Origin of the sequence: Kurthia senegalensis (assembly GCF_000285595.1) — a bacterium.
GTDB classification, from domain to species: Bacteria; Bacillota; Bacilli; order Bacillales_A; family Planococcaceae; genus Kurthia; species Kurthia senegalensis.
On sequence record NZ_HE611068.1, the window covers coordinates 83,061 to 108,775 of the forward strand.

General features: G+C 39.2%; 22 protein-coding genes and 1 tRNA gene. 2 read left to right on the top strand and 21 right to left on the bottom strand.

Annotation, left to right across the window (positions count from 1 at the left end; genetic code table 11):
- Positions 1 to 11: 11 nt before the first annotated feature.
- The 3 genes from KSHG_RS11975 to KSHG_RS11985 form a co-directional block, all read right to left on the bottom strand.
- Positions 12 to 1,046 carry a sugar-binding transcriptional regulator gene (locus tag KSHG_RS11975; protein WP_010306822.1) on the bottom strand — a complete coding sequence of 345 codons (1,035 nt, stop codon included), beginning with the start codon at positions 1,044 to 1,046 and terminating at the stop codon, positions 12 to 14.
- Between the two features lie 277 nt (positions 1,047 to 1,323).
- A complete protein-coding gene (locus tag KSHG_RS11980; protein ID WP_010306825.1) occupies positions 1,324 to 1,584 on the bottom strand; it encodes a glutaredoxin family protein in 261 nt (86 codons plus the stop codon).
- 118 nt (positions 1,585 to 1,702) lie between these two features.
- Positions 1,703 to 3,250 carry a DHA2 family efflux MFS transporter permease subunit gene (locus KSHG_RS11985; RefSeq protein ID WP_010306827.1) on the bottom strand — a complete coding sequence of 516 codons (1,548 nt, stop codon included), beginning with the start codon at positions 3,248 to 3,250 and terminating at the stop codon, positions 1,703 to 1,705.
- 233 nt (positions 3,251 to 3,483) lie between these two features.
- On the opposite strand from KSHG_RS11985, the gene KSHG_RS11990 reads away from it, so the two are divergent.
- On the top strand, positions 3,484 to 4,368 hold the full coding sequence (locus tag KSHG_RS11990) for a TetR/AcrR family transcriptional regulator (RefSeq protein ID WP_010306830.1): 885 nt from the start codon (positions 3,484 to 3,486) through the stop codon (positions 4,366 to 4,368).
- Positions 4,369 to 4,424: 56 nt separating this feature from the next.
- Here KSHG_RS11990 and KSHG_RS11995 read toward each other — a convergent pair.
- Positions 4,425 to 4,496: transfer RNA gene (locus tag KSHG_RS11995), tRNA-Arg, on the bottom strand.
- 162 nt (positions 4,497 to 4,658) lie between these two features.
- Here KSHG_RS11995 and clpP point away from each other — a divergent pair.
- Entirely contained in the window at positions 4,659 to 5,249 is a 591-nt protein-coding gene (gene clpP, locus KSHG_RS12000; protein ID WP_010306832.1) for an ATP-dependent Clp endopeptidase proteolytic subunit ClpP, read from the top strand.
- A 130-nt stretch (positions 5,250 to 5,379) separates the two neighbouring features.
- On the opposite strand, the gene KSHG_RS12005 is transcribed toward clpP, so the two are convergent.
- The 17 genes from KSHG_RS12005 to KSHG_RS12085 form a co-directional block, all read right to left on the bottom strand.
- Complete coding sequence (locus KSHG_RS12005; RefSeq protein ID WP_010306837.1) at positions 5,380 to 5,712, bottom strand: hypothetical protein; 333 nt, start codon at positions 5,710 to 5,712, stop codon at positions 5,380 to 5,382.
- A 294-nt stretch (positions 5,713 to 6,006) separates the two neighbouring features.
- Positions 6,007 to 12,048 carry a collagen binding domain-containing protein gene (locus KSHG_RS12010; protein WP_010306840.1) on the bottom strand — a complete coding sequence of 2,014 codons (6,042 nt, stop codon included), beginning with the start codon at positions 12,046 to 12,048 and terminating at the stop codon, positions 6,007 to 6,009.
- A gap of 411 nt (positions 12,049 to 12,459) precedes the next feature.
- Entirely contained in the window at positions 12,460 to 12,714 is a 255-nt protein-coding gene (locus tag KSHG_RS12015) for an HPr family phosphocarrier protein (protein ID WP_010306844.1), read from the bottom strand.
- A 24-nt stretch (positions 12,715 to 12,738) separates the two neighbouring features.
- Positions 12,739 to 13,689 carry a DNA-binding protein WhiA gene (gene whiA, locus KSHG_RS12020; protein ID WP_010306849.1) on the bottom strand — a complete coding sequence of 317 codons (951 nt, stop codon included), beginning with the start codon at positions 13,687 to 13,689 and terminating at the stop codon, positions 12,739 to 12,741.
- A gap of 32 nt (positions 13,690 to 13,721) precedes the next feature.
- A complete protein-coding gene (locus KSHG_RS12025; RefSeq protein ID WP_010306852.1) occupies positions 13,722 to 14,684 on the bottom strand; it encodes a gluconeogenesis factor YvcK family protein in 963 nt (320 codons plus the stop codon).
- A 6-nt stretch (positions 14,685 to 14,690) separates the two neighbouring features.
- On the bottom strand, positions 14,691 to 15,569 hold the full coding sequence (gene rapZ / locus KSHG_RS12030) for an RNase adapter RapZ (RefSeq protein WP_010306856.1): 879 nt from the start codon (positions 15,567 to 15,569) through the stop codon (positions 14,691 to 14,693).
- 1 nt (position 15,570) lies between these two features.
- Positions 15,571 to 16,047 carry an NUDIX hydrolase gene (locus KSHG_RS12035; protein ID WP_010306860.1) on the bottom strand — a complete coding sequence of 159 codons (477 nt, stop codon included), beginning with the start codon at positions 16,045 to 16,047 and terminating at the stop codon, positions 15,571 to 15,573.
- A gap of 361 nt (positions 16,048 to 16,408) precedes the next feature.
- Positions 16,409 to 17,356: a thioredoxin-disulfide reductase gene (gene trxB, locus KSHG_RS12040; RefSeq protein WP_010306863.1), complete on the bottom strand. Its 948-nt coding sequence runs from the start codon at positions 17,354 to 17,356 to the stop codon at positions 16,409 to 16,411.
- 72 nt (positions 17,357 to 17,428) lie between these two features.
- Complete coding sequence (locus tag KSHG_RS12045) at positions 17,429 to 18,952, bottom strand: tetratricopeptide repeat protein (RefSeq protein ID WP_010306867.1); 1,524 nt, start codon at positions 18,950 to 18,952, stop codon at positions 17,429 to 17,431.
- 207 nt (positions 18,953 to 19,159) lie between these two features.
- Positions 19,160 to 19,774, bottom strand: a complete 615-nt coding sequence (gene hisIE / locus KSHG_RS12050; protein WP_010306870.1) for a bifunctional phosphoribosyl-AMP cyclohydrolase/phosphoribosyl-ATP diphosphatase HisIE — start codon at positions 19,772 to 19,774, stop codon at positions 19,160 to 19,162.
- Complete coding sequence (gene hisF, locus KSHG_RS12055; RefSeq protein ID WP_010306873.1) at positions 19,771 to 20,529, bottom strand: imidazole glycerol phosphate synthase subunit HisF; 759 nt, start codon at positions 20,527 to 20,529, stop codon at positions 19,771 to 19,773. The genes hisIE and hisF overlap by 4 nt, the downstream gene beginning before the upstream one ends.
- Entirely contained in the window at positions 20,529 to 21,266 is a 738-nt protein-coding gene (gene hisA / locus KSHG_RS12060) for a 1-(5-phosphoribosyl)-5-[(5-phosphoribosylamino)methylideneamino]imidazole-4-carboxamide isomerase (protein ID WP_010306876.1), read from the bottom strand. Before hisA ends, hisF begins: the two co-directional genes overlap by 1 nt.
- Positions 21,263 to 21,913: an imidazole glycerol phosphate synthase subunit HisH gene (gene hisH, locus KSHG_RS12065; protein ID WP_010306880.1), complete on the bottom strand. Its 651-nt coding sequence runs from the start codon at positions 21,911 to 21,913 to the stop codon at positions 21,263 to 21,265. Before hisH ends, hisA begins: the two co-directional genes overlap by 4 nt.
- Positions 21,914 to 21,924: 11 nt before the next feature.
- Positions 21,925 to 22,515, bottom strand: a complete 591-nt coding sequence (gene hisB, locus KSHG_RS12070) for an imidazoleglycerol-phosphate dehydratase HisB (protein ID WP_010306884.1) — start codon at positions 22,513 to 22,515, stop codon at positions 21,925 to 21,927.
- Positions 22,512 to 23,798: a histidinol dehydrogenase gene (hisD, locus tag KSHG_RS12075; RefSeq protein WP_010306888.1), complete on the bottom strand. Its 1,287-nt coding sequence runs from the start codon at positions 23,796 to 23,798 to the stop codon at positions 22,512 to 22,514. Before hisD ends, hisB begins: the two co-directional genes overlap by 4 nt.
- 3 nt (positions 23,799 to 23,801) lie before the next feature.
- A complete protein-coding gene (hisG, locus tag KSHG_RS12080) occupies positions 23,802 to 24,437 on the bottom strand; it encodes an ATP phosphoribosyltransferase (RefSeq protein WP_010306891.1) in 636 nt (211 codons plus the stop codon).
- Positions 24,434 to 25,600, bottom strand: coding sequence for an ATP phosphoribosyltransferase regulatory subunit (locus tag KSHG_RS12085; protein ID WP_010306894.1), 1,167 nt, complete (start codon positions 25,598 to 25,600; stop codon positions 24,434 to 24,436). Before KSHG_RS12085 ends, hisG begins: the two co-directional genes overlap by 4 nt.
- Positions 25,601 to 25,715 lie beyond the last annotated feature (115 nt).

Here is a 25,715-nt window from a genome sequence, read left to right on the forward strand (position 1 = left end):
TTGAATTTAGTTTATTTTTCTGTGCGGATGATCTTTAACATTTCTTGAGCAGCCGATAAATCTGTGATGAAATACGTTTGTTCAGGAGCGTTCGTAAAGTAGGCTAAAATTGCTTTCGCTTTTTCAGCACCGCCCGCTAAGGCAATAACAGTGGGACACTTTTTGACCTGTTCTAGTTGTAAACCGATCGTACGTATTCTCTGTACTGCTTTACCCGTCTCATCAAAATAATAACCAAAAGCTTCACCAATCGCTCCGTTTTCACGAAGTGCTGTCATTTCATCTGTCGTTGAATTGCGGCGTAATGCCATCTCGTCTGCAGAACCAATTCCGTGTACGACGATATCTGTACGCTCATACAAATTGAGCATGTCGCGAACGACTGGTTCTTGAATCATCGCATTGTAAGCTGCTTCACTTAGATGTTCCGGTAAATATAGCGTACGATATTCATTGCCTGTATTGTTCGCAAATTCTGCAGCAATTGTGTTCGCTTGCATCTTCACATCGACACCCATTCCTCCGCGTGCCGCGATAAATGTTGCACCGCGAATTTTAGAAGAAGTGAGTTGTTCACCAACAGCTGCAACGGTACTGCCACCCGTTACTGCGATGATGTCGCCTGATTTGGCATTTTTCGTTAAAAGATGTGCTGCTTCCATTCCCATCATCGCTTTCACGGATGGTTCTTGGTCGACATTCCCATCGACGATCGTTAGATGCTCGATATGAAGATAACGTTTTAATTGGCGTTCTAAGTCAGAAATTCCTGACCATTCATAAACGAGCGGTTTCAAGACATCCAAAATTTGAATACCTGCTTCTGTAATTGACATTCCTGTACGACTTGCAAAAATTAAACCTTGTTCACGCATTAAATCCGTTTCTCGGCGTACTTCTCTTTCTGCAAGGGAGAGACTTTCTGCTAGTGCTCGGCGGCCAATCGGTTCAAGCATTTGAACCATATGAAGTATACGGTATCGAACTTGCAACAATTGTGCCATTTCAGGAAGCATTTTTAATTGTGCTTCTGTAAGAGATAACATCGTCTCCCTCCTTTCTTAAGTGGGTTTATTTTTATCCCTATAGTGTAAAAATCGTCCCACAAATAGTAAAAAAAACTTTCTATACAAATTATAACAGGACTCGTTTTGTTTTGCAACAATGGTCGAAATATGTCCCACTATCATTTGTACAATTCACTTTATACTTAAATTATTCCCAGATTGTAATTATTTAAACATCAACAAACGTTTTTTACAAACAAACTATTTCTAAATTAAATAAGCACTTCCCCTATATAATAGAAGGAAGTGCTTATTTTTAAAGTGCTGGTTTTAAAGATGACGAATCTGTCGGTTGAACAATTTCATAAATCGTCTCATAGTCTAATACGCCGTATTGAACAATTTGACCATCTTTTTCAAGAACAGGAATCATCATCATAAACCTCTCGTGCAAATCCTCATCTTGTTCGATATCAACTGTTTGATATTCGAAGTGGACATCTTGTTGCACGAGCTGCATCATGTTCATACCTTCCTCACAAAGACGACAATTCGGTCGACCGTAAAAAGTAATCATGCAAGCACCTCTTTCTTCATTCATATTTATTTTATATATTATAGAAGAAACTCAAAAGAAAAGCACAGAAAAAAGCTCACCGAATGGACGTCCAATCGATGAGCTTTTAAATTAAAAATTAGTTTTTCTCTTCTACTTTTTGAGCAGGTGTGGCGTCTTGTGTAACACGTTTTAAGAAGAACGCTAAAATTAATGCTACGACTGAAATAAATGTCGCAATTAAGAATGAGAAGTTAATCCCATCAACTTGTGCTTGTTTAGCCATTGTAGCGGCTAAATCTTTCGCGTATTTCGCAGCTTGAACTTGCGCTTCTTGTTGATCTGTACCGCCTGCGATTAATTCCATTGCTTTATCTTTCGCTTTTCCAGCAACAGTTTCTTTAATATCCATATCTTCTGCACTGTTTTTAGCGTAGTTTGTCATGATTGTAATCATAACTGCTGAACCGATCGCACCGGCAACTTGTTGAAGCGTGTTGTTAATCGCTGTACCGTGTGGATTTAAACGTAATGGTAATTGGTTTAAACCATTTGTCATAATCGGCATCATAACTAATGAAATACCGAACATACGAATTGTGTAAACGACGATTAAATACGTATATGATGTGTCTAACGTTAATTTTGATAAGTAGTACGTTGCACCAATAATAATCGCAATCCCTACGACAGCTAATGGACGAGGTCCGATTTTATCGAATAATTTCCCTGTGATTGGTGACATTAACCCCATAACAAGTGCACCTGGTAATAACATTAAACCAGCATCTAATGGTTCAATTCCACGAATGTTTTGTACGTATAATGGAATTAAAATCATACCTGAGAATAATGCCATCGCATTAACGACAGAAATAACACTACTTAATGCAAACATCGGATGTTTGTATACTTCCATACTAAGTAGTGGTTTCTCCATGCGAAGTTGGCGTAGAACGAATATAATTAAGGCAATCGCACCGATTGTGATTGTACCCCAAACTTCTAATGCACTCCAACCTGCTGTTGATGCTGTTGAGAAACCGTATAATAAACCACCAAAACCAATTGTTGAAAGAATAATTGAGAAGATGTCTAACGTAACTGGTTTTGTTTCCATGACATTATCAAATTTCCAAATCGCTAAGATTAATGAAAGAATTGCGAATGGTAAGATGATGATAAATAGATAATGCCATGAGAAGTGTTCTACTAAGTACCCTGATAGTGTTGGTCCGATTGCTGGAGCCATAATCATAACTAAACCGAAAAGCCCCATTGCTGTACCACGTTTTTCTACTGGGAAACTAATTAACATAATGTTCATTAGTAATGGTCCCATGACAGATGCGCCGACCGCTTGGATCATACGCGCTGTTAGTAACACACTAAATGTCGGTGACCAAATTGCTAACGCTGTACCGATTGTAAAAATCGCCATTGATGTGACGAATAATGTTTTATTTTTGAAACGTGTAATTAAAAATGCACTCGCTGGTACTAAAATACCTGTAATCAACATGTATCCTGTAGCAAGCCATTGAACTGTAGATGCTTCGACATCGAAATCCTTCATAATAGAAGGTAATGCCACGTTAAGTAACGTATTATTTAAAAACGCTACAAACGCCCCGACAAATAAAATAGAAATCATTAAATAAGGGGGTTTTTTTAATATTTGATTCATTGTCCAATTCCCTCTTTGCTTTTATATTCTTCGTAAAAGTTTACTTGATTTATTTTATACTCGTAGTCCAATTTTTGCAAGAAAAATATTTTATACGTTGTGAAACCGCTATCTTATAAGGTTTTAGAGTTATAACCAGAGTATAGATTGCTTGATTTTTTATTTATTTATGATTACATTTATACGTAAGGTACAACTGTCAAGACACATAAAATACGTAAAAAGGTGAATCTATGAACAATCGTAAACGCCAAATTATCCAAGCTTGTATTAAACTATTCTCCGAAAAAGGGTTTGTTGAAACGTCTATTCAAGATATTTTAGATGAAGCGAAAATATCAAAAGGAACTTTCTACAATTATTTCCCTTCTAAAAAAGACTGTTTAATTGCTATTTTGGATATTGGGGCAAAAGAAACTACCGTCCGTAAAGTAACTGCTTTAACTGGGAAAGAAAGAAATGATAAATCGGTACTCGCTACGCAGCTTTTTGCTTCGATGCAAGTGAATAAAGAAAATAATTTATTACCTATTTTCGAATCCATTTTACATTCAGGTGATAAAGATTTAAAAAAACTCGTCGATCAAATTTTTATGCAAGAAATCGACTGGACGGCTCGCCGCTTAATTGACGTCTATGGAATGACTTTAGTTCCCTATCATTATGACGCTGCTATTCTTTTATTCGGTATAATTCATCAGTTTTTAAACGTTCGTAAGTTTATGGACTTACCGAAAGACAATCCTACACCGATTGTAGAATTTGCTATTCGTCAACTCGATCACGTTATCCCGAACTTAATCAACGAGAAAAAAACGATGATTGGTCCAGAATTTGAAACGTATATTCGTACGCATATTGAACAAAAAGAAATTAGCAAATCTGATTTAGTTGAGCAACTTGCTGGGTTCAAATCGTTCATCCAAGACTTGAACGAACAACAAGCTGAATTCATTCATTATTTATTAGATGAACTTGCGAAAGAAGCACCACAATATCACATTTTAGGTGCTGTTGCTTATCAGTTTTACAATGCTTTTCGTGACACACAACACGCAGCTGAAGCGATTGAAATTACGAATCACATTTGGCAACTCATTAAACAACATAAGAATTAAACAAAAACCCCGAAATCCAATGGATTTCGGGGTTTCCTTATTATGTATTATTCAAATGCCCCTGGAGGGAATCGAACCCCCAGCTTAAGAACCGGAATCTTACGTTTTATCCATTAAACTACAGAGGCGTTATTCATAAAGAACTTATTTATTATACTAATAATAGCCTATTATTTCAACTTTAGATTTCGCAATTCATTTCATTTGACCATTCTTGACCAAAATGTGTATCATATACGTAACAGGCAAGCTTATTGCCAATACTGGACAAATTTAAGGGGGATCTTTTCATGAACTTAATTCCAACAGTCATTGAAACAACAAACCGCGGAGAACGCGCTTACGACATCTACTCACGTCTTTTAAAAGACCGCATTATTATGCTAGGTAGTGCAATTGATGATAACGTAGCTAACGCTATCGTTTCTCAACTTTTATTTTTAGAAGCTGAAGATCCAGAAAAAGATATTTACTTATACATTAACTCTCCAGGAGGTTCTGTAACAGCTGGTATGGCAATCTATGATACGATGCAATTCATCAAACCAGATGTACAAACAATTTGTATTGGTATGGCAGCTTCAATGGGTTCATTCCTATTAACAGCTGGTACAAAAGGTAAACGTTATGCATTACCAAACTCAGAAATCATGATTCACCAACCACTAGGTGGCGCACAAGGTCAAGCGACTGAAATCGAAATCGCTGCTCGCCACATTTTAAAAACACGTGAAAAATTAAACCGTATTTTAGCTGAACGTACAGGTCAACCGATTGAAGTCATCGAAAAAGACACAGATCGTGATAACTATATGTCCGCTGAACAAGCACTTGAATATGGTATTATCGATAAAATCATGGTTCGTAACGAAACAAAATAATTATGAATGCTATGAGAGTGCAAAGATTAAATCTTTGCACTCTCTTTTTTATACCAAACAAGTATACGCACATTATTTGGGCAATAAAAAAAGAAGCGACATTGGTCGCTTCTTTTTACGTGTATCGAAATTATTCTACTACGTTGTGTAATTGAGTTAATTCGTAATAGAAGTCGCCTGATTTACTACCTACGTTACCAGCACGTAATGCAGTTGTGTAGTGTATTTCTGTTTTCACTTCTTTACCTTCAAAAGTAGATGTTGTTACAAGTGTGTTCATTTCTTCGCCATCTGTAATCGTTGGTTGTTGAACATTTGTATGACCTAAAGATTCAAGAATGTCAACTGCTTTATTTTCACGACCAATATGGAATTCAATTAATTCTGGGATTTTTAAGTCGACAATTTGTTCTTTTTGACCTTCAGTTTTAATATGTGCGATGTAAGTAATATCTAATTCCATTTAAAAAGCCTCCAAAGTATATAAATAATTTTTATTACTTTCATTTTACCATGTAATGATACCCCTTCAAACTTTCTAAACTGCGAAAGAACGTAAAAGAAATCGAAAAAAAGCACAAATCTGCTTAAAAGAGCGTATCAACTTTCATATAAAGTAAAATTGAAAATAAATAAGTGTCCCTTCCCTTCTATACCCCCTTTTTCATTTTTTATATACTCAACATAATAGCCAAGCCATTCCACATACAAAAGCCCTCAAAATCGACTTGATTTTGAGGGTTTCTTATCGTTTTAATTAAGCCGCCTTACGAGAGCGTTTGAACAGGAATACAGCACCTGCTAATACGATCAATACAAGACCTAATAAGCTATATAATAACGTTTGATCACCTGTTTGAGGTAATGTTTTAGCTACTACTTTCGCATCGTTATCCTTGACTTCAAACGTTAATGTAGTCGCTTTGTTTGAAGGGTTGTGTGGCTTAATCGTATATTTCCCTTTCGGAATATTTGAAACGACTAACGTACCATCATTTTTCACCTTCACGTTTGTCGCAACGCGTTTACCATTTTCATCATACACATCGTATGAAGTACCTGGTTTTAAATTTGTTTCGACTGTTACGTTCATCGTTGATGTTTTTTGTGGCGTTTCTTTTGAAGGCGTTGTTTCCTTCACTGGTGTTTTTTCAGTCGTTGGTTTTGTTTCTTTTGTTGGATTCGTTTCTTTTTCAGGTTTTTTTTCTGGTTTTTTCGTCGTATCTGGTTTTGGATTTTTTTCTGGTTTAGGTGGCGTTACCGGTTTGTCCGGAACGATCGTCACCGCTACATAACAATTATCATTTGCTGTTGCTTTCATTGTGCCATAACCAGTTGTCACAACCGTAACTTGACTATTTTCAGTAACATCATCACTTTCAAATGTCGCTTTACCTGTTGCACTCGTTGTCGAACTTAATGCCGTGCCATCAATTGATACGACCGCACCTTCCACAATGCCATTATTGTCATTTACGACAACGGTAAATTGTGGACAAGCTTGAATATCTTCTTGAATGACTACGTTTAATACTGTGCCACAATTTTCTAAATCCGCTTTCGTAAGCGTTACAGTCGTTGTAATAAAGCCTTCTGCTGTAACTGTTACGAGGACGCCCTCAGAAATGTACTCTTTCGCATCTGTATCTTTTAAAGTAGCTGTTCCTTGTGTATTTGTTGCTGCTGTTAATTGCGTTGTCGATACTGTCGCACCCGCTACAGGTTTACCGTTTTGGTCTGTTACTTGTACTTGCAACTGCTCACACATTGCTGGTTTTGCCGGTAAGTCGACGACTAATTTACAAGGTGCACCTTTTTCAATGACGATCGTTTGTTTTTCATAGCCTTTTTTAGTGATTTCTAAAATAATGCCTGGCTCTAACGTTAATTCTTTACCTGTTTCAAATGTTACGCTACCGTCTTCAGTAACCGTTCCTTTTACAGACTGTTCTGAGCCGGTCTTCACTTTAACGTCTGCGCCGATTAAATACGGTGCATGTTCAACGTCTACCGCAAATTCTGGACATACTTTCGGTGCTTCTTTCATTTGAACGGCTAATTCACATTCTTCTGTATCGCCGATTACTTGCGCAATCGTCGTATAACCATCTTTCGTTACGACAATTTTCGTCGTCGGTGTTACGGATACATCTTTAAACGTTACGTGACCTGAAGCATCTGTTTGTTGTGCTTCTTCGCCGTAAATTTTCACTTCTGCTCCTTCTAATGGATCTCCATCAGGTCCAAGAACCGTGAAGCTAAATTGTGTACATGCTGATTTTTGTAGCGTTATGCTCGTGCCACACTCTGTGCCATCTGCTTTACCAACTACTTTTGTGATGGATGTATAACCATTTTTAGTTACGGTTAATACAGTCCCTACTTTAATTGATTTTTCGTCACCATCTTGGAAAGTAACTTTCCCTGATTGATCTGTAGTCGCTACAATCGATGTACCGTCTACTTTCACTGTCGCATTTTTAATCGCTTTGCCATTTTCATCTTTCACTGTCACATCAAATTGAGGACAAGTTAAAGGTGATGTTACTGGTGTAAGAATGATTTCATCTTGACAATTTTCTGGTACGACTGTCGTAATTGGCTCATATCCTTCCATTTCAATCGTCACTTTTTTACCCGGTACAAGTTGTGGCTCGTCGTCTGGATCGAATGAAACAGTTGGTACGAATTCATTTTCTACAATCTTCCCTGTAACAGACTTGCCACCTTCTGGCGTAACTGTCACAGTCGTTCCTTTATCAGGTGTTACGACCGTATCTTTCGAAATCGTAATTGGTGGATTTTCATCACACGCTTTTGGTGGTTGTTCAATAATAATTGCTTCTGCCGAACAATGATCTGCTGCTACTGTAAATTCTTTCGGTGCAGCTGTTGTCGTTGAACCGTCTGGTGATTTCGTTTGAACTAATACGTAATCGCCTTCTGGTAATTTCGGTGTTACGATTTTACCGTTTTGATCTGCTTTGACCGTTTCAATAATGACATTGCCATCTTCGTCGGTCACTTTGTATTCTGAGTTTGCTAATTTTTTGTCGCCTTCTTGGTTAATGAATGTCACCGTACAACCTTTTGCTTCTTTGTTGTAGTAGTTAATCGCTTTAACGGTTACGACATTTTTGTCATCCACTGTATTTTTCGAAATTTCTACTGGGATTGCTGGTGCATTGTTGAACCATCTCGTATCTGAATAACCTGTACCAAACTGTTTGAATTCATTTTGATTATTTTCTTTAAATGAACTCCAGTTTGTTTCAGCTAAATAATATTTACCGCCTGTTAATTTACGATCAAATGTAATGTTCCCCTCTGCATCTGTCGTTCCTTTCGCAAATGTAATCGTGCCCGTTTCGTCATATAAGACAAATTCAGCACCTTCTAATTTGCCATCGTATACAGGTGTCGTTCCTTGATACGCTTTGAATTTCTCTACTTTCACAGTTGCTTTACCACTGAAAGCAATTTTTGAATTTAATTCTTGGTAGTATACAGCTCGTGAAACAGATTGAGTCGTCTCAAATTTTTCAAAGTTACTACCGCTGATTGATGCATCATTCGTTGCTGTTTCGTTGTTTGCACCTTCAAAGTATGTTTGATACACAACTTTGTATGCACGGTCGATTTCTTTCCCTAAATCTAATGTAAATGTACCATCTTCATTAAATGTAATTGCTGGTGTTTCCACTAGCTTGCTCGTCGTTCCTGTTTTTTCGTCATACGCATACACTTTAAAAGAATCTTTAATGAGCATTTGATTGCTTGACGGTGTATCTTTCACGACGATGTTCGAGCCTTTTAATGTTGATTGTGATTTGTTCACATCAATTGTCCACGTTAAAGCACGACCATTTTGATTCATTGATTTCGTAATAATGTTACTACCATCTGGTACTTCTGGTGTCGTAACAGGACCACCATTTCCCCCGCCAAAAGTCGTTAACACTGTTTCGCCATCGGCAATTGTTGCACTGTTTTTGTAAACTTGCCCTTTTTCAATTAAGTCTGTTGACGGCTTCGTATTATAAACGAGGCGATACGCTTTATTCGTTTGATTCGTTAATTTTGCTTTGAATTGTTTCGCATCTTCATAGTTTCTTACACCAAATTTAGATGTAACGTCTTGACCATTTGTCAAACTACCGTCCGTTGCGATGTTTAATTCATAAATTTTTAGAGAACCAGCTACGTATTGATGATTCCCTGTTAATTGGTCAGTAATAGTTAAGTTATTAATTTCTTGTTGTTGATAGTTGACGTCTAACGTCCAAGAGAACTGCTTTGTTTTCGGATCATACGTACCGACTTTTTGACCGTCATTCGTTGCTAGAACATTTAATCCTTGTTGTGCACTACGATCAACTTTATAAGATGTTCCCTTCCAGTTAAATGCGATATTTGCGTTATTTTTAAGTGTTTTTTTATCTTCAATCGCACGTTCTGTATATTTCGTCTTGTACGTAATCGTCGTTCCTTTTGGTAACGTACCTGTGAATTTTAATACAAATCCATCCGTACCGTTATTTATCAAATCATAAGATGCATCATTAGACACTTCAATCTTACCATCTAAAACTTGTCCGCCATTCGGGAACGTATCCGTCACGACAACATTAGTTAAATCTAACGTTGCATCCGTATTTAAAACGATTTGCCAAGAAGCTGTTTTATTCGTGTAGTCGATATCTAATGCTGTTTTTTTCCCAATACCTTGCGTGAATTTATAGCCATTGCTTACGCTAGCACCTGCATGCCCCGCACTAATAACCGTATTATCTACAACTGCTTTATTATTTTCTAGTACGATTTGGTCGCTCTTTAATTTCGTTTGATACGTAATGACATACGCATCTGTACTTCCTACAGATGAAATATTAAATTTCATACCTGTACGATTTGCATATCCAGCATCTGTTATGTTCGTTGCTGAAGGTGTGATGCTGAATTCTTTCTCATAAGCTGTCGCTTCACCTTTTGCATTAAATACTGTTACTTTTTTTGCTTTTAATGAACCTGTTACATACTCAGATGTATTCGTAAAGAAATCCGAAATTTCCGTACTCGTAATGGCAACTTCATTAAAGTTATATTGTACTGTCCACGTCATCGTTTGTGTCGTAGCATCGTATGAACCTGTTTTCTTCAGCGCAACGGCACGACCAATTGTCGCCGTACCACTCGTTGCTGATTCAGACTGAACTGTTGCACTATTTTCATACGTAGCAGCTGTATTTGATGCAATATTTGTCGCAGCACTGTCTGTTACAGATGTCGTAATTTTAAATTTGTACGTTTTATTCGTACTTCCTAAATCTACGCCAATTGTCGTGATGCCATTATCTGTCGTCACGACGGGTGTTTTTGAAATGACAGTCGATGAAATTTCTTTCCCTGTGAAAATATTCGTTTCAATTTCTGTCACTTCAATTGATTTGTACGCTAATCCTTTCGGAAGCGTATCTTTAAATTGTAAGTTCGTATATGTTTTTTGCGCTTTATTAAACGTTGCTTCATATACGATTTCTTTCGTATTAAATCCTGTTGCTCCAGAAACAATTGTTTTTGTCGCATTTCCAGGCTTATAGCTCGGCTCTACATTTAATGGAATGTTAAGTGATTGATTTTGTCCCCATGGGAATTCAATCGTTTGGCTCGTTTTATTTTCAGTGAAATCTGAACCGATGGCCGCTTTCACTTCAAACTCAACATATTCTAAATCTGCCTTTTTTGCATCGAATTGTTCGTTCAATGCGATTTTCACGGATTTATCAACGATTGTCACGATACCGTATACAACGCCATCAGCTGATTTTAAATTTCCTGATAAAGTTTGACCGTTTACACCTTTAGGTAGTTCATATACTAATGTCGTATTATTGTTTAATTGTTTTAATTTCTCTGCATCTAATTTGAAATCTAGTGAGAAGTTGTCGCCAATTTTCACATTGTTCGTTTTAGTCGGGCTGTAATTACCTGTTGTGATTTTAGAAATATAATCTGCCAAATCAACTTCTGTTGCTAACGTTTTAGCTCTTTTCACTTCGACAACTTTTTCTTCTGTCGCTGTTGCTTCTTCTACAGCGTCTTCTTTTTGTTCTTCAACTGCTACTGATTGAAGTGCTGGTTTTTTCGTTGTAGCAACTGGTTTTTTCTCAGATGTTGCTTGTGAAGCAGCTGCTTGTTCTTGTTCTTTCACCGCTTCTTCTAACGTCTTATTTAAAAGTGCAATTCGTGTTGCTAACACTTTTTTCGCTTGTACATACGAAGCATCTACTAATGATGTCGCTGCTTGCGCTGCTTGTACATCCGTTTGTGATACGCCATCTTTCATCGTTTGATGATCCGGCTTGAATAATTGATTCACAGCGACGAAAGCTTTCACTAATGTGATGTCTTTCGTTAATGCCTCTTGTTCCTTCGCTTCCACTTGCGCAATATAGGCGACTGCTGTATTAATTTGTGGTTGTCCCGTAGTAGAAACGATGTCTACTTTTGCATCTGTCGTAAATAAAGATGCGATAAATTGTTGTGCTTTCGCAAGCTTTTCTGCTGCTTGCTTCTCTGTTTCTTTCTGTACTGCTTCCGCATCTGTCGTCTCTGTCTCGGTTGCGTTTTGTTCATTTACACTTTGTACGTCCGCTGAAGACGTAGAAGTTGGTTCAGTCGACTCAGTCGTTTGAACATCTTCTGAAGCAGATGCAGACATAGGCATTAAGAAACCATTTGTCAGCACTTGCATCATTAGCATAAATGCCATCAAGAAAATACTTATTCTTTTCTTCATGTACCATTCTCCTCTTCTAAAATTTTAGCTATAGTTACATAGCCTCACCATACGATATATCGGAAAAATACCTAATTTTTCAACAAAAATGTTTCCATCTCGTATTTAAGAAGAAAATAAATAGAACTTTAAAACTAATCCTTTAAGACTAAAAAAGTTAATAAATGCCCTTTTAAGTACTTTTCACTGTTATTTTCTTTTTGAAATAAATGTGTTTGAATTTCAATGATATATTTTTATTTTTACGTGAAATGATGCATTAATTATGCTAAAAAAATAAGTTTTAAAAAATTTTTTTAACATTTTACAATTATAGGTATTAAGAACTTTTTTTAACTAAAAAACTCAGAATCCAAACGGATTCTGAGTTTTTTTGAATAATTGACACATACGTCTTGTATGTACAACGAATTAATTTCCAATTAAAAACTGCGTTAATTTTTCAATCGCTAGTTGTTCATCTTCACCGTCAATTGACAGCATAATTTCTTCCCCTGATGAAATCGCTAAGCTCATAACACCCATAATACTTTTCGCATTAATGTGCTTCTGTTCTTTTTCAATAAAAATGTCCGCCTTAAATTGATTCGCTTCTTGGACGAACGTCGCTGCTTGCCTCGCTTGCAAACCTGCTTGTAATTGAACCGTCACTTGTTGTTGTATCATCTTACACCGCTCCCCATTCGTGTGTTATTTCAAATTAACTTGTTGACCTGCACGCAGTGAATCTGCAATTGAATCGATTTTACGTAGACGATGATTGACGCCTGATTTGCTAACTGTCCCCGTCGAGACCATCTCACCGAGTTCTTTCAGTGTCACTTCTTGATGCTCCACTCGAAGTCTAGCAATTTCTCGCAACTTATCTGGTAATTGCTCAATTCCAATCATTTTATCAATCAACTTAATATTTTCAACTTGGCGTAATGACGCACCAATCGTTTTGTTTAAATTCGCTGTCTCACAGTTAACGAGGCGATTCACGCTATTACGCATATCTCGCACAATTCGTACATCTTCAAACTTCATCATCGCTTGATGTGCACCGACGAGGCTTAAAAAATCAGAAATCTTTTCTGCCTCTTTTAAATACGTTACGAAGCCTTTTTTTCGTTCAATCGTTTTAGCATTGAGATCAAATTTGTTCATTACTTGAGCCAACGCTTCCCCATGTTCCTTATACAGCGAATAAATTTCTAAATGATAAGCAGATGTTTCTGGATTGTTTACAGAACCTCCTGCTAAAAAAGCGCCACGTAAATACGCTCTTTTCTTATCATTCGTATCAATTAAATCGTGGGAAATCTCGTGATTAAATAGAAAGTTCCCCGATAAAATCTCTAAGTTTTCTAACAAGTCTCTCGCACCATCACGTACGCGACAAATATACACATTATTTTTTTTCAATCGCATTTTTTTACGAACGAGCAACTCAATCGGATAGTCGTATAAATGCTTTAACATCGTATACATTCGACGAGCAATTGCCGCATTTTCTGTTTGTACGTCTAAACTCAATTGACGATTCGCAAAAGACAGCGAACCATTCATTTGAATAAGTGCAGACAGCTCCGCTTTAAAGCTTGCATCGTTTGCATCAATTTGCGTTAATTCTTTTTTCATTTCTGAAGCGAATGACATCTGAACGCCTCCTCTCTCTTTTATTTCTACTTTTATTTTTCTATTTTGGAATATTCGTAAAGCCACTCTGCTACACGTAACGCTTCATGGCGCACCGTTCCAGACTTCACCGTTGCGATATTCGCTTTAATGACGTGTAGGTTCAATTCATTCAAACGATCCATATCAAAAATGACTGGCTCAGCACATTCTTCTTCGTAATTTTCTTTTACTTCGATGGGCACTTCCGTATGATCATTAATTAAAATCGTTTCGATAAACGGGCTCCCAACGTGATCGTAAATCGCTTGTACGTGATCTGCTGCTGTATAGTTTGACGTTTCTCCATCTTGCGTCATCAAATTGCAAATATACACTTTATGTGCCTTCGCTTCAATGACCGCATCGCGAATGTCTTTCACTAAAAAGTTCGGAATAATACTCGTATATAAACTCCCTGGTCCAACGATGATTAAATCTGCATTTTCAATAGCATCAATAGCATCCGGTAACGGTTTTAAATTTTCTTGTTTCAAAAAGACGTGTTTGATTTCTTTATGTTGTTTCGGAATAACCGATTCCCCTTCAACAATCGTACCGTCCGTAAACTCAGCTAATAATGTCATGCTTTCGTTCACGACCGGAATGACACGTCCATGTACGTTTAATACTCGACTCAATTCACGAATAGCATGTGAAAAATCGCCCGTAATTTCCGTTAAGGCCGTCAACATTAAATTACCTAATGAATGACCTTTTAATGCCTCTTTTCCTTGGAAGCGATATTGAAACATCTCTTCGACAAGAGGTTCTACTTCGGACATTGCAGCAATCACATTTCGCACATCTCCTGGAGGAGGAATGTCGTAATCGTCGCGCAATCTACCCGAACTCCCACCATCATCTGCGACCGTCACAATCGCTGTCAAATCAAGTGGATATTTTTTCAACCCACGAATCAACGTTGACAGACCTGTTCCGCCGCCTATAATGACAACGCGCTTTTTATTTTCCATACAACGTTATTCCTTTCTTTTCTCGATGTCTCGATGTGAAATGACGGTCGGTTTCGTTTCGCTTAGTTTATGTCCAAAGTATTCTGCTAACGTCACCGAACGATGTTGTCCACCAGTACACCCAAACGCAATGACGAGCTGACTTTTCCCTTCCGCTTCATAGCGAGGAATCATAAACTCAAATAAATCCGCCAATTTTTGAATGAGCGTTTGCGTATCTTCAAACTTCAACACATAAGAAGACACTTCTTCATTCAGTCCCGTTTTCGGACGCAACGCTTCTATATAGTATGGGTTCGGTAAAAAACGAACGTCAAAAACTAAATCCGCATCAATCGGCATACCATGTTTAAAGCCAAAAGACATCACATTCACATTGAATACTTTCGATGATTGCGTTGAAAATTCAGCAATAATTTGTTCTTTTAATTTTTTCGGTTTCATTTCAGACGTATCAAATACGTAATGAGCCCGTTCTTTTACTTCCGTCAACAACTCACGTTCATGTCGAATCCCTTCCAACGGTAACCCATCTGCTGCAAGTGGATGTGAGCGGCGTGTTTCTTTGTATCGGCGAACGAGTACTTCGTCATTAGCATCTAAAAATAAGATTTTCGGTTCAACAATTGCTTCTTTCGCAATTTGATCGATCGCATCGATTAATGACGCAAAAAAATCCCCGCCACGTAAATCCATTACCGCAACCATTCGAGTAATGCCTTTAGTAGATTCTTTCATAAGATTTACAAAGGTAGGTAATAATGTCGGCGGTAGATTATCGATACAATAAAATCCTAAGTCCTCAAAACTACGGACTGCTACTGATTTTCCAGCACCGGACATCCCTGTAATAATAATTAACTCGTTCGATTGTGGTTTTGGCATATTACGCTTCATTCCTTTCGACAGACGTCTGCACTGTACTATTTAAAAGTTCATATTCCTCAGAGTATGTGAATGTTCCATACTGAACACCTGGTTCATTAACCGCAAATTGTAAATCAATGCGATCTCCTTCATTCATCGGAAGTGTAGCAAGTGCCTCAACAGGATGCCAGCCGAGGACACCTTCTCTCGTTTCTGTATATGGTGTTCCTTCTAAATCATGCGCTAAAAATGTATATAACATCCATTCATTGACTACTTCATCTCCGCGTTTGATGACCATCGTAAAGACTCCTTTTAAGTGGACATCTTTCGCTACCGTCCCCGTTTCTTCAAAATATTCTCGAGTAGCTGCCTCAAAAATTGATTCGCCATCTTCCATTTTGCCGCCTGGTGCTACGTACCATCCGCGTCGTGGTTTCTTTAAAAGAAGAACTTGCTCATCCTTCTTTACTAATAAATTCGCAATTCGTTGCACAACACGACACCTCTTTTCTCTAATGTTCTACCGTCTATTATACAATGGATAGCTAAATACGTATATCTTTCGAATTTACATATCGCTGAAAAAAATAGAAATTTACGTAAAAATAGAAACGTCATTTTACTTTTAAGAATAACGTTCCTCTAAAGACGTAAAATCATTTTTTTTATATCATTTTTACGTTCTATTTTGGCACAAAAAAACCACCTCGCGTGTGGTCGAGGTGGCTTTACCAATATTCTAAAACTCAAAGGGGTTATTACATAAACTATTTTACTAAATACGTGTAACAACGCTGTTACACACATATTTCGTTTCATGTCGTCTATTGCAAAAACATTTCAAGTTTTTCGTATTAGTTATGTGCTAATTCTTCTAATAAGTTTTCGATATACGCTTGTGCAGCTTGTGCAGCGATACTACCATCACCTGTAGCTGTTACGATTTGACGAAGTGTTTTTTCACGTACGTCGCCCGCAGCAAAAATACCTGGTACGCTTGTTTCCATTTGTACATCTGTTGGAATGTAGCCATTTTCGTTTGTAATACCTAGTTCAGCAAATGGTTTTGTTAATGGGTTCATACCGATGTAGATGAATACGCCATCTGCTTCAACAGTTGACTCTGTACCGTCTACTGTATTGACTAATGTCACTGAACCAACTTTGCCGTCTTTTTCATTAATTTCTTTCACTGTGTTATTCCAGATGAAATCAATTTTCTCGTTAGCAAACGCACGATCTTGAATGATTTTTTGAGCGCGTAATTGGTCACGACGGTGAACGATTGTTACTTTTTCAGCGAAACGAGTTAAGTAAATACCTTCTTCTACTGCTGAGTCGCCACCACCGACAACGATTAAGTTTTTATTGCGGAAGAATGCACCGTCACATACTGCACAGTAACTTACGCCACGACCGCCAAGCTCTGACTCACCAGGAATACCCATTTTTTTGTATTCAGCACCTGTTGAGATAATGATTGTACGAGTTTTGTATTCTTTTTGACCTGCTACGATTGTTTTATATTCTTTACCGTCTGTAATAGATGTTACGTCACCATATGCATATTCAGCTCCGAATTTTTTCGCATGGTCAAACATTTTTGTAGAAAGCTCAGGTCCTAAAATTGAACCGAAACCTGGATAGTTTTCTACTTCTTCCGTGTTTGCCATTTGGCCACCTGGAATACCGCGTTCAATCATTAAAGTTGAAAGGTTTGCGCGTGATGTATATACAGCAGCTGTCATCCCTGCAGGACCTGCACCGATAATGACAACGTCATAAATTTTTTCTTCTGACATGTAAAATTCCTCCTAATGTAACTCTATACCCTAGATAGTATCGTATCGCTTTTGAATAATCCAATAATCTGCCTAGTCAAAGATCGGCAAGAAATGAATTAATTCATCCACGTATTTCGTTAATGTTTTTGTCGTAATACCATAATATTCGGCAATGGATTTTTTTGTTACTTTTTCTCTTGATGCAAAGAAAATATATTCTGCCGCAGCCGCAAGTGCTTTCGGATTTTTGAAAGGATAGTTGACGCGCAACCCTTTTTCTAACAACAAAATCCACAATTGCATAATGAACGTATCTTCTACAGTCAACGGTTCATGCTGCTCAAATAATAACTCCATTACTTCCATCCCTTTAAAGAAAGTCGCAAGTTCAGCATCATCTGAAAAATCTTGATTCATTGCGTACGCAAGCATTAATTTCTCAACCGTTCCGTACGTATCCATATCGATTATTTCTGGATTCGAAAGCAACTCTTTTTTGTATCCTGATTTACCCATTAAAAATAAACCGAGTACACGTTCTTCCATTAATTCATGCTGTAATTTTCCAATTAAAAATTTGCGATTGTTCACGACCTCATCTTCTTCAAAAGAAGCGACTAATTGTGACCACGGCTCCAAACCTTCTTTCGAAGGATCAATCGCTAGTAAAGTCGACCAAACAGCACGTGCCTCGTCTTCTTTCCCAGAAAAGTAAGCCGAGTGCGACAACCAAAAGTAAAAGCCTGGGTCTCCTATATAACCACGAGACTTCAAGCTACGCAACCATTTATACGCTTGATTGTATTCCCCAATTAAAGCGAGCGTTGCCCCTAATTTATAACGATGTTCTGTAAAGTACGGTTGGATTTTAATGAGTGCCTCTTTTAAAGAATTCACTTCGTCATCATCTTGTTCGTAATACGAAATCACAGCTAAATTACACAACGCATGCACATTTCCATAATTGCCGATTAACACTTCATGTAAAAGTGCGCGCGCTTGTTCAATTTCACCTTTATAAAAATAAGCTAACGCTAAATTGTTATATGCCGACCAGAAATCTGGATATTCCGAGATAACATTTTCTAATAATTCAATTGCCGAGCTAAACTCGCCTACTTCCATGAGATGTTTCGCTCGCTCCTGCTCCATATTTTTCTCAGCAGAACCTTGAATATCTTCTAACGGTGAATCTTCCAAAACCTTCGTTAGCACATCGATCATATCGAGTGCTTCCTCTCTATATTCCCCACTATAATCAATTTCTAAATAGTGGTTTGCATAGCGGATTGCATCTTCTGCAAGTCCTAAGTTTGCACAGCTTTCCGCTAACAACAACGTCGTTTCAGGATCATTCGGCTCTACATCGTCCGCACGTTTTAACAAATCGAGTGCTTCTGAAAAAAGTTCTTCTTCTAATTTCAAAAAGCCAAGTTGTACGAGGGATGTCGCATCTTTAGGATCCAGCTCAATGGCACGATTCAAATATTTTTTTGCTTGGTCAAAACGATTTGAATCTAATGCTTTCATCGCTTTTTCATAAAACATTTCCGCCGTTGGCATAAAAGAGATGACATTGTTGTTTACTTTTTCAGTCGTAAATTTTTCGTCCAACAAATATTCCTCCGAATACAAAAAGTTTTCACTCCAACTTTTTGTGATAATACGTTTCATTATAGCATAGTTTCCCTCGCAAACTAGATGCTTTCCAGTCACTCATATCCGCTATATGAAACGACCCTTTTTCTTTTTCGCGCACAAGCCGACCAAAAGAAAAGACACTTCGCCCGCGCGGAAGTGTCTCTCCTACTTTTTGTACTATTAATGCTTGTCGTGACGTTGTTCTAAAACACCTAGCACATCGTACAAACTCATATTTTGTTCTCGTAATAAGACGAGTACGTGGTAAAGTAAATCTGCCACTTCCCACTTCAGTTCTTCAGCGTCACGATTTTTCGCCGCAATAACGGATTCCGTCGCTTCTTCGCCGACTTTCTTACAAATTTTATCGATGCCTTCATTGAATAAATACGTCGTATACGCACCTTCTGGCATTTCAATAGCACGTGTTTCAATGATTTTTTGAAGCTTCTCTAAAATGTCTAATGATCCGATTGTCGAAGGCTTTTCTTGAATGACATGGTGGAAGCACGTCTCTGCACCTGTATGACAAGCCGGTCCATTCGGCAACACTTCCACGACGAGCGCATCATCGTCGCAGTCACTACGTATAGCAACTACTTTTTGTGTATGGCCACTCGTCGCGCCTTTATGCCACAGTTCTTGACGCGAGCGAGAATAAAACCACGTTTCACCTGTTTCGAGCGTTTTATTGTAAGACGTTTCATTCATATACGCGACTGTCAATACTTCCTTCGTTTGTGCATGTTGTACAACGACAGGAATCAGCCCTTTTTCATCAAATGTTAAAGTCATCGCACAGGAACTCCTTTTTCTTTTAAAAATTGTTTCACTTCTGCAACAGACGTTTCTTTGTAGTGAAAAATAGACGCTGCAAGTGCCGCATCAGCATTCGTTTCCACGAGTACATCATAAAAGTGTTGCGCATTTCCTGCACCGCCACTTGCGATAATCGGTACGTTCACCGCTTCTCGAATTGCCGCTAACAATTTTTGATCGAATCCTCGTTTTTCACCGTCTTGGTCCATACTCGTCACGAGTAGTTCGCCTGCACCTAATGCGACCGCTTCTTTCGCCCAATTGACAGCCGATTTAGGGAATTTTTCACGACCACCGTGCGTATAAATCATCCACGTTCCATCTTCATCGCTCCACTTCGCATCGATTGCGACAACGATGCATTGCGCACCGAAATAGTTCGAGCCTTGTTCAATAAGCTGTGGATTTTGAAGTGCTGCCGAGTTCACGCTCACTTTATCCGCGCCAGCACGTAGCATGCGCTTCATATCTTCTAGCGTACGAATACCGCCACCGACTGTAAATGGAATCGACAACGTAGAAGCTGTTTCACGAACGACCTCTTCCATCGTCGCACGTCCTTCATGCGTCGCGGAAATGTCTAAAAAGACGAGTTCATCTGCCCCTTGTTCGTTGTAAAACTTCGCTAACTCTACCGGGTCTCCGGCATCGCGTAACGATACGAATTGGACGCCTTTTACGACACGTCCTTCTTTAACGTCTAGACATGGAATAATACGTTTCGTTAGCATTATTTTGCCTCCTTCAGTGCCTCTTCTAGCGTGAAGCGACCTGTGTATAACGCCTTACCGATAATGACCCCACCGATTGTTGATTGCGCACTCGCTCGTTTCACCGCTTGAATATCTTCTAAACTACTCATGCCACCACTCACGATAATTTCTGCACCCGTCGCAGCCGCAAGTTGTTCATTTGCGGCAATGTTCGGACCTTGTAACGTCCCATCCGTTGCGATGTCTGTAAAGATGAAGTATTTAGCGCCACGGTCTGCAAAGTATTTCCCTACATCTGTCGCTTTTTGATCTGACGTTTCAAGCCAACCGTGCGTCGCAACCATGCCATCTTTCGCATCGAGACCGATGACAATGCGTTCTGCCCCAAATTTCTCAATAAACGAAGCGACCAATTCTCGCTCACGAATTGCTAGTGAGCCGATAATAACGCGATCAACGCCATTTTCTAAATAAAAGCGCACGTCTTCTTCTGTACGAATACCGCCACCGATTTGCACTTTCACTGGCAGTTCTTTTGCGACGCGAATTACATCTGCGGCATGAACACGTTCTCCGTCTTTTGCACCGTCTAAATCGACCATATGTACGAATGTTGCACCGGCATCGCTAAACGTTTTAGCCATCTCAAAAGGTGACTCTGCATACACGGTTTCTTGTGCGTAATCCCCTTTATAAAGACGAACACATTTTCCTCCGCGCATGTCGATTGCTGGATAAATTTGAATCGCTGTCATGAGTTACTCGCTCCTTTTTGAATACTTTCTAACCAAGCCGTTAACAAACTAACACCACACGCCCCTGATTTTTCAGGGTGAAATTGCATCCCTGTAATAGACCCTTTTTGCACGATTCCCGGTACGATTTCATCCCCGTAATCTGCGTACGCAACGAGGTCGTCTGCTGCTAATTGTGTGCCGTAAAATGAATGGACGAAATATACGTAATCATCCGTTAAATGCACGTTACGAAGCCACGTCGGATTGCGTTTGAATTGAAGATTGTTCCATCCCATATGTGGAACACGGTACGCACTCCCCGAATGGTCAACGCCGCTAAATTCAGCAATTTTCCCTGAGAAAATACCGAGTCCTTTCGTCGAACCTTTTTCGATACTTTCTTCGAATAAGAGCTGCATGCCTAAGCAAATGCCTAAAAGCGGTTTACTTTGCGTCACTACGTCATCAAACAATTCCATTAAGCCCGTTTCTTTCAATCGGGTCATCGCATCCGGGAACGCACCGACTCCTGGCAAAATAAGTCCATCAGTCGCAAGTAACTCCTCTTTATTTTGAGAAATGACGACTTCCGCTCCTAATCTTTTCACCGCTTGTTCGACGCTAAAAAGATTGCCCATGCCGTAATCGATTATGCCAATTTTCATATTCGTTCCTCCTATCCTAAGACGCCTTTCGTTGAAGGGACACCTTTCACACGTGGATCAATTTGAACCGCTTCGTCTAATGCGCGAGCCATCGCTTTGAAAATCGCTTCGATAATATGATGTGTATTGTGGCCGTAAGGAACGACGACGTGTAAGTTAATGCGTGCTTCTAACGCAAACTTCCATAAAAATTCATGTACGAGTTCCGTATCAAACGTACCGACTTTCGCCTGTGGTAATTCTGCTCGGAATTCTAAATGTGGACGGTCTGAACAGTCGATGAACACTTCCGCAAGCGCATCATCCATCGGAACGAAAGCGTGTCCGTAACGGCGAATCCCTTTTTTGTCGCCAAGTGCTTTACGTACAACTTGTCCTAACACGATCCCTAAATCTTCTGTCGTATGATGGTCGTCGATGTCCGTATCACCGTTTGCAGTAATAACGCCATCAAATAAACCGTGTTTAATAAATAAGTCGAGCATATGGTTCATAAATGGAACGCCTGTGTCGACCGTTGATTGACCTTCACCGTCTAAGTTTAATGAAATATTAATTTGTGTTTCGTTCGTTTGACGTGCAATTTTTGCAGAACGTGTCATGATGTTGCATCCTCCTTTTTCCAGCCGCGTGATTCAACCGCGCGTGCGTGTCCTTCAAGTCCTTCAAGTCGTGCGAGTCGTGCAATTTTCGGTGCATTTTGTTGCCATGTTTGTTCCGAATAATAGACGACGCTCGTTCGTTTAATAAAATCATCTACATTTAATCCTGATGCGAAACGTGCCGTAGAGTTCGTCGGAAGTACGTGGTTTGTACCGGCGAAATAGTCGCCTACTGGTTCTGAACTGTAGCGTCCTAAGAAAATCGCACCGGCATTTTTCACGCTTTCCATAACGATTTCTGGATTTTTCGTAACGATTTCTAAATGTTCTGGTGCTAGTTGGTTAATAGCTTCAACGACTTCCATCATGGAATCCCCTACGTAAATCGCACCGTAATTTTCAATCGCTTGGCGTGCAATCGCCTCACGTGGTAATTGTTGCAACTGTGCTTCTACTTGCTCACATACAGCTTGTGCTAACGCATCACTCGTAGTGACAAGAATTGCACATGCCATCGGGTCATGCTCTGCTTGAGAAAGTAAGTCAGCTGCCACTTCATCCGCATGTGCCGTTTCATCTGCAATGACCGCTATTTCACTCGGACCGGCAATCATATCGATTGCGACTTCACCGAACACTTCTCGTTTCGCCAGTGCGACGAAAATATTGCCCGGACCTGTAATTTTGTCTACCCCTTGAATCGTTTCTGTTCCGTAGGCAAGTGCCGCAATCGCTTGTGCCCCACCCATTTTGTAAATTTCCTTCACACCTAAAATTGATGCAGCCGTCAACACAGCCGCTGGAAGTTTCCCATCTCGGTCACTCGGCGTCGCGATGACGATGCGTTCTACACCTGCTACTTGTGCAGGAATCACATTCATCAATACAGAGGAAGGATACGCTGCCGAACCACCTGGCACGTATAAACCAACGGAAGCAATCGGTGTAATTCGTTGTGCTAACCATGAACCATCCGCAAGTGGCAATTCGTAGCCTTCACGCTTTTGTTGCTCGTGATAATAACGAATATTCGCAGCAGCTTCTGTTAAATCCGCTACGATTTGTTCATCCATCGATGCAACGGCTTCTTGCATTTCCGCTTCTGTCACGCGTAAATCGTCTAATGCTACACCGTCCCATTTCAAGCTATACGCTTTTACCGCTTCATCACCGTTTGCTTTCACATCCGCGAGTACGTCGCGAACCGTTTTTAATTGTTGTTCATTCCCGCCTTCTAATTGACGTTTCAATGATAAGTCTCCTGTTAAACGTTGAATGTTCATCTTTTAGCCTTCTCTCACACATTTTTTCAGACGTTTCACTAAATCTTGAATTCGGTCATTTTTCATACGATAGCTCGCTTGGTTTGCGATTAAACGAGAAGAAACATCTACGACAAATTCATATTCAACGAGACCGTTCTCTTTCAACGTTTGTCCTGTCGAAACGATGTCGACAATGCGGTCTGCTAAACCGATCATCGGCGCTAATTCAATTGAACCGTTTAAGCCGATAATTTCTACTTGTTCCCCTTTTTCTCGATAATATTCTGACGCAATATTCGGATATTTCGTCGCGATTCGGGGCGCAATTTCGTTCAGTTGTGTATTCGGTAATCCTGCAGAAGCAACGTGGCATTTTGAAATATTCAAATCTAATAATTCATGTACGCTACGACGTTCTTCTAATAACACATCTTTCCCCGCAATTCCGATATCGGCTACGCCATGTTCTACGTACGTCGGTACGTCCATCGGTTTCGCCAAAATGAAACGAATATTTTCTTCTGGAATTTCAATCATTAATTTACGTGACATTTCAACATCTTCAGGTAAGTTAAAACCTGCTTCGATTAACATGTCATACGCTTCTTCAAAAATACGACCTTTCGGCATCGCAATCGTTAATGGTGTATTACTCATTGTACGTTTCCTCCTTGACCGATGCGCACGACCGCACTAAATTGTTGCTCAAACTTCGCTAAATCATCTAATCCTTCAATTGCTTGAAGCGTCGTCGGCTTGCCTTCTTTACGAAGCGCTGCTGCTTTTTCGAGTGCTTCTTTTAATTGTGTCGAGACGAATAATACGAGAACGTCTTCTTTTACTTCTTCTCGTTTCGGCATGACTTCTAATAAGTAATCCATACGTAAGCCGAAGCCAATCGCTCCGACATCTTTTCCGAAGTCTTTTAATAATCCGTCGTAGCGTCCACCATTTCCAAGCGAGAAGCCGCTTCCTGATGCGAACACTTCAAACAGCATTCCTGTGTAATAATTCATATGACTCGCTAATGTGAAGTCGAAGTCGATATATTTTGCAACGTCTGCGATTTCTAACACCGAAGCGAGCTGTTCCATATACAATAACGCTTGTTTCTCCGATAAGTACTTAGAAATTTGACGAATACTTTTTAATTCCGTCGCTTCGCTAATAAAGTTCAACAACGTCTCTTCTTCTTCGCGAGGTAAACGGAACTGAGCGACTGCTTCTTCAAAGCCGACGATATTTTTTTGAACGAGTAGTTGATGCAGTTGTTGGAATTGCTCTTCTGTGCGCACATTTTTACGAAGAATCGCATCTAAAATACCCGCATTTCCTATCGTCAATTTAAAGTCTTCTACACCTAATTCTTTTAATAAATCAATCGCTGTTAAAACGACTTCCGCATCGGCATATACAGATTCATCGCCGATAATTTCAATGCCCATTTGATCGAACTCTGCTGGGCGACCACCTTCTAATTCTTGAGAGCGAAATACGTTCGCAAAGTACGCAAGACGCAGTGGAATTTTTTCTTTTAATAGTTTCGATGAAGCGACACGCGCAATCGGTGTCGTCATATCCGGACGCATCACTAATGTATTCCCTTGCGTATCGACTAATTTAAATAATGATGATTCGACAATTGCAGAAGCTCTGCCTACTGTATCGTAATATTCTAACGTCGGTGTTTTTAAAAAATCATAGCCACGTAACTGTAAAAATTCGCGTCCTGTACGACGGATATTTTCTTGTTTTTCAAATATTTTCGGGAATGTATCTCGCATTCCTAACGGTTTTTCAAACTTACGAATTGATGACATCTTCGACACTTCCTTATTTAAATACTTTAACACACTAGAGTATTAGAGAACTAATTCATTGAAGCTATTTTATCTTATTCACGTAACTACGTCAACCTCTATTCTGATTTGTCTT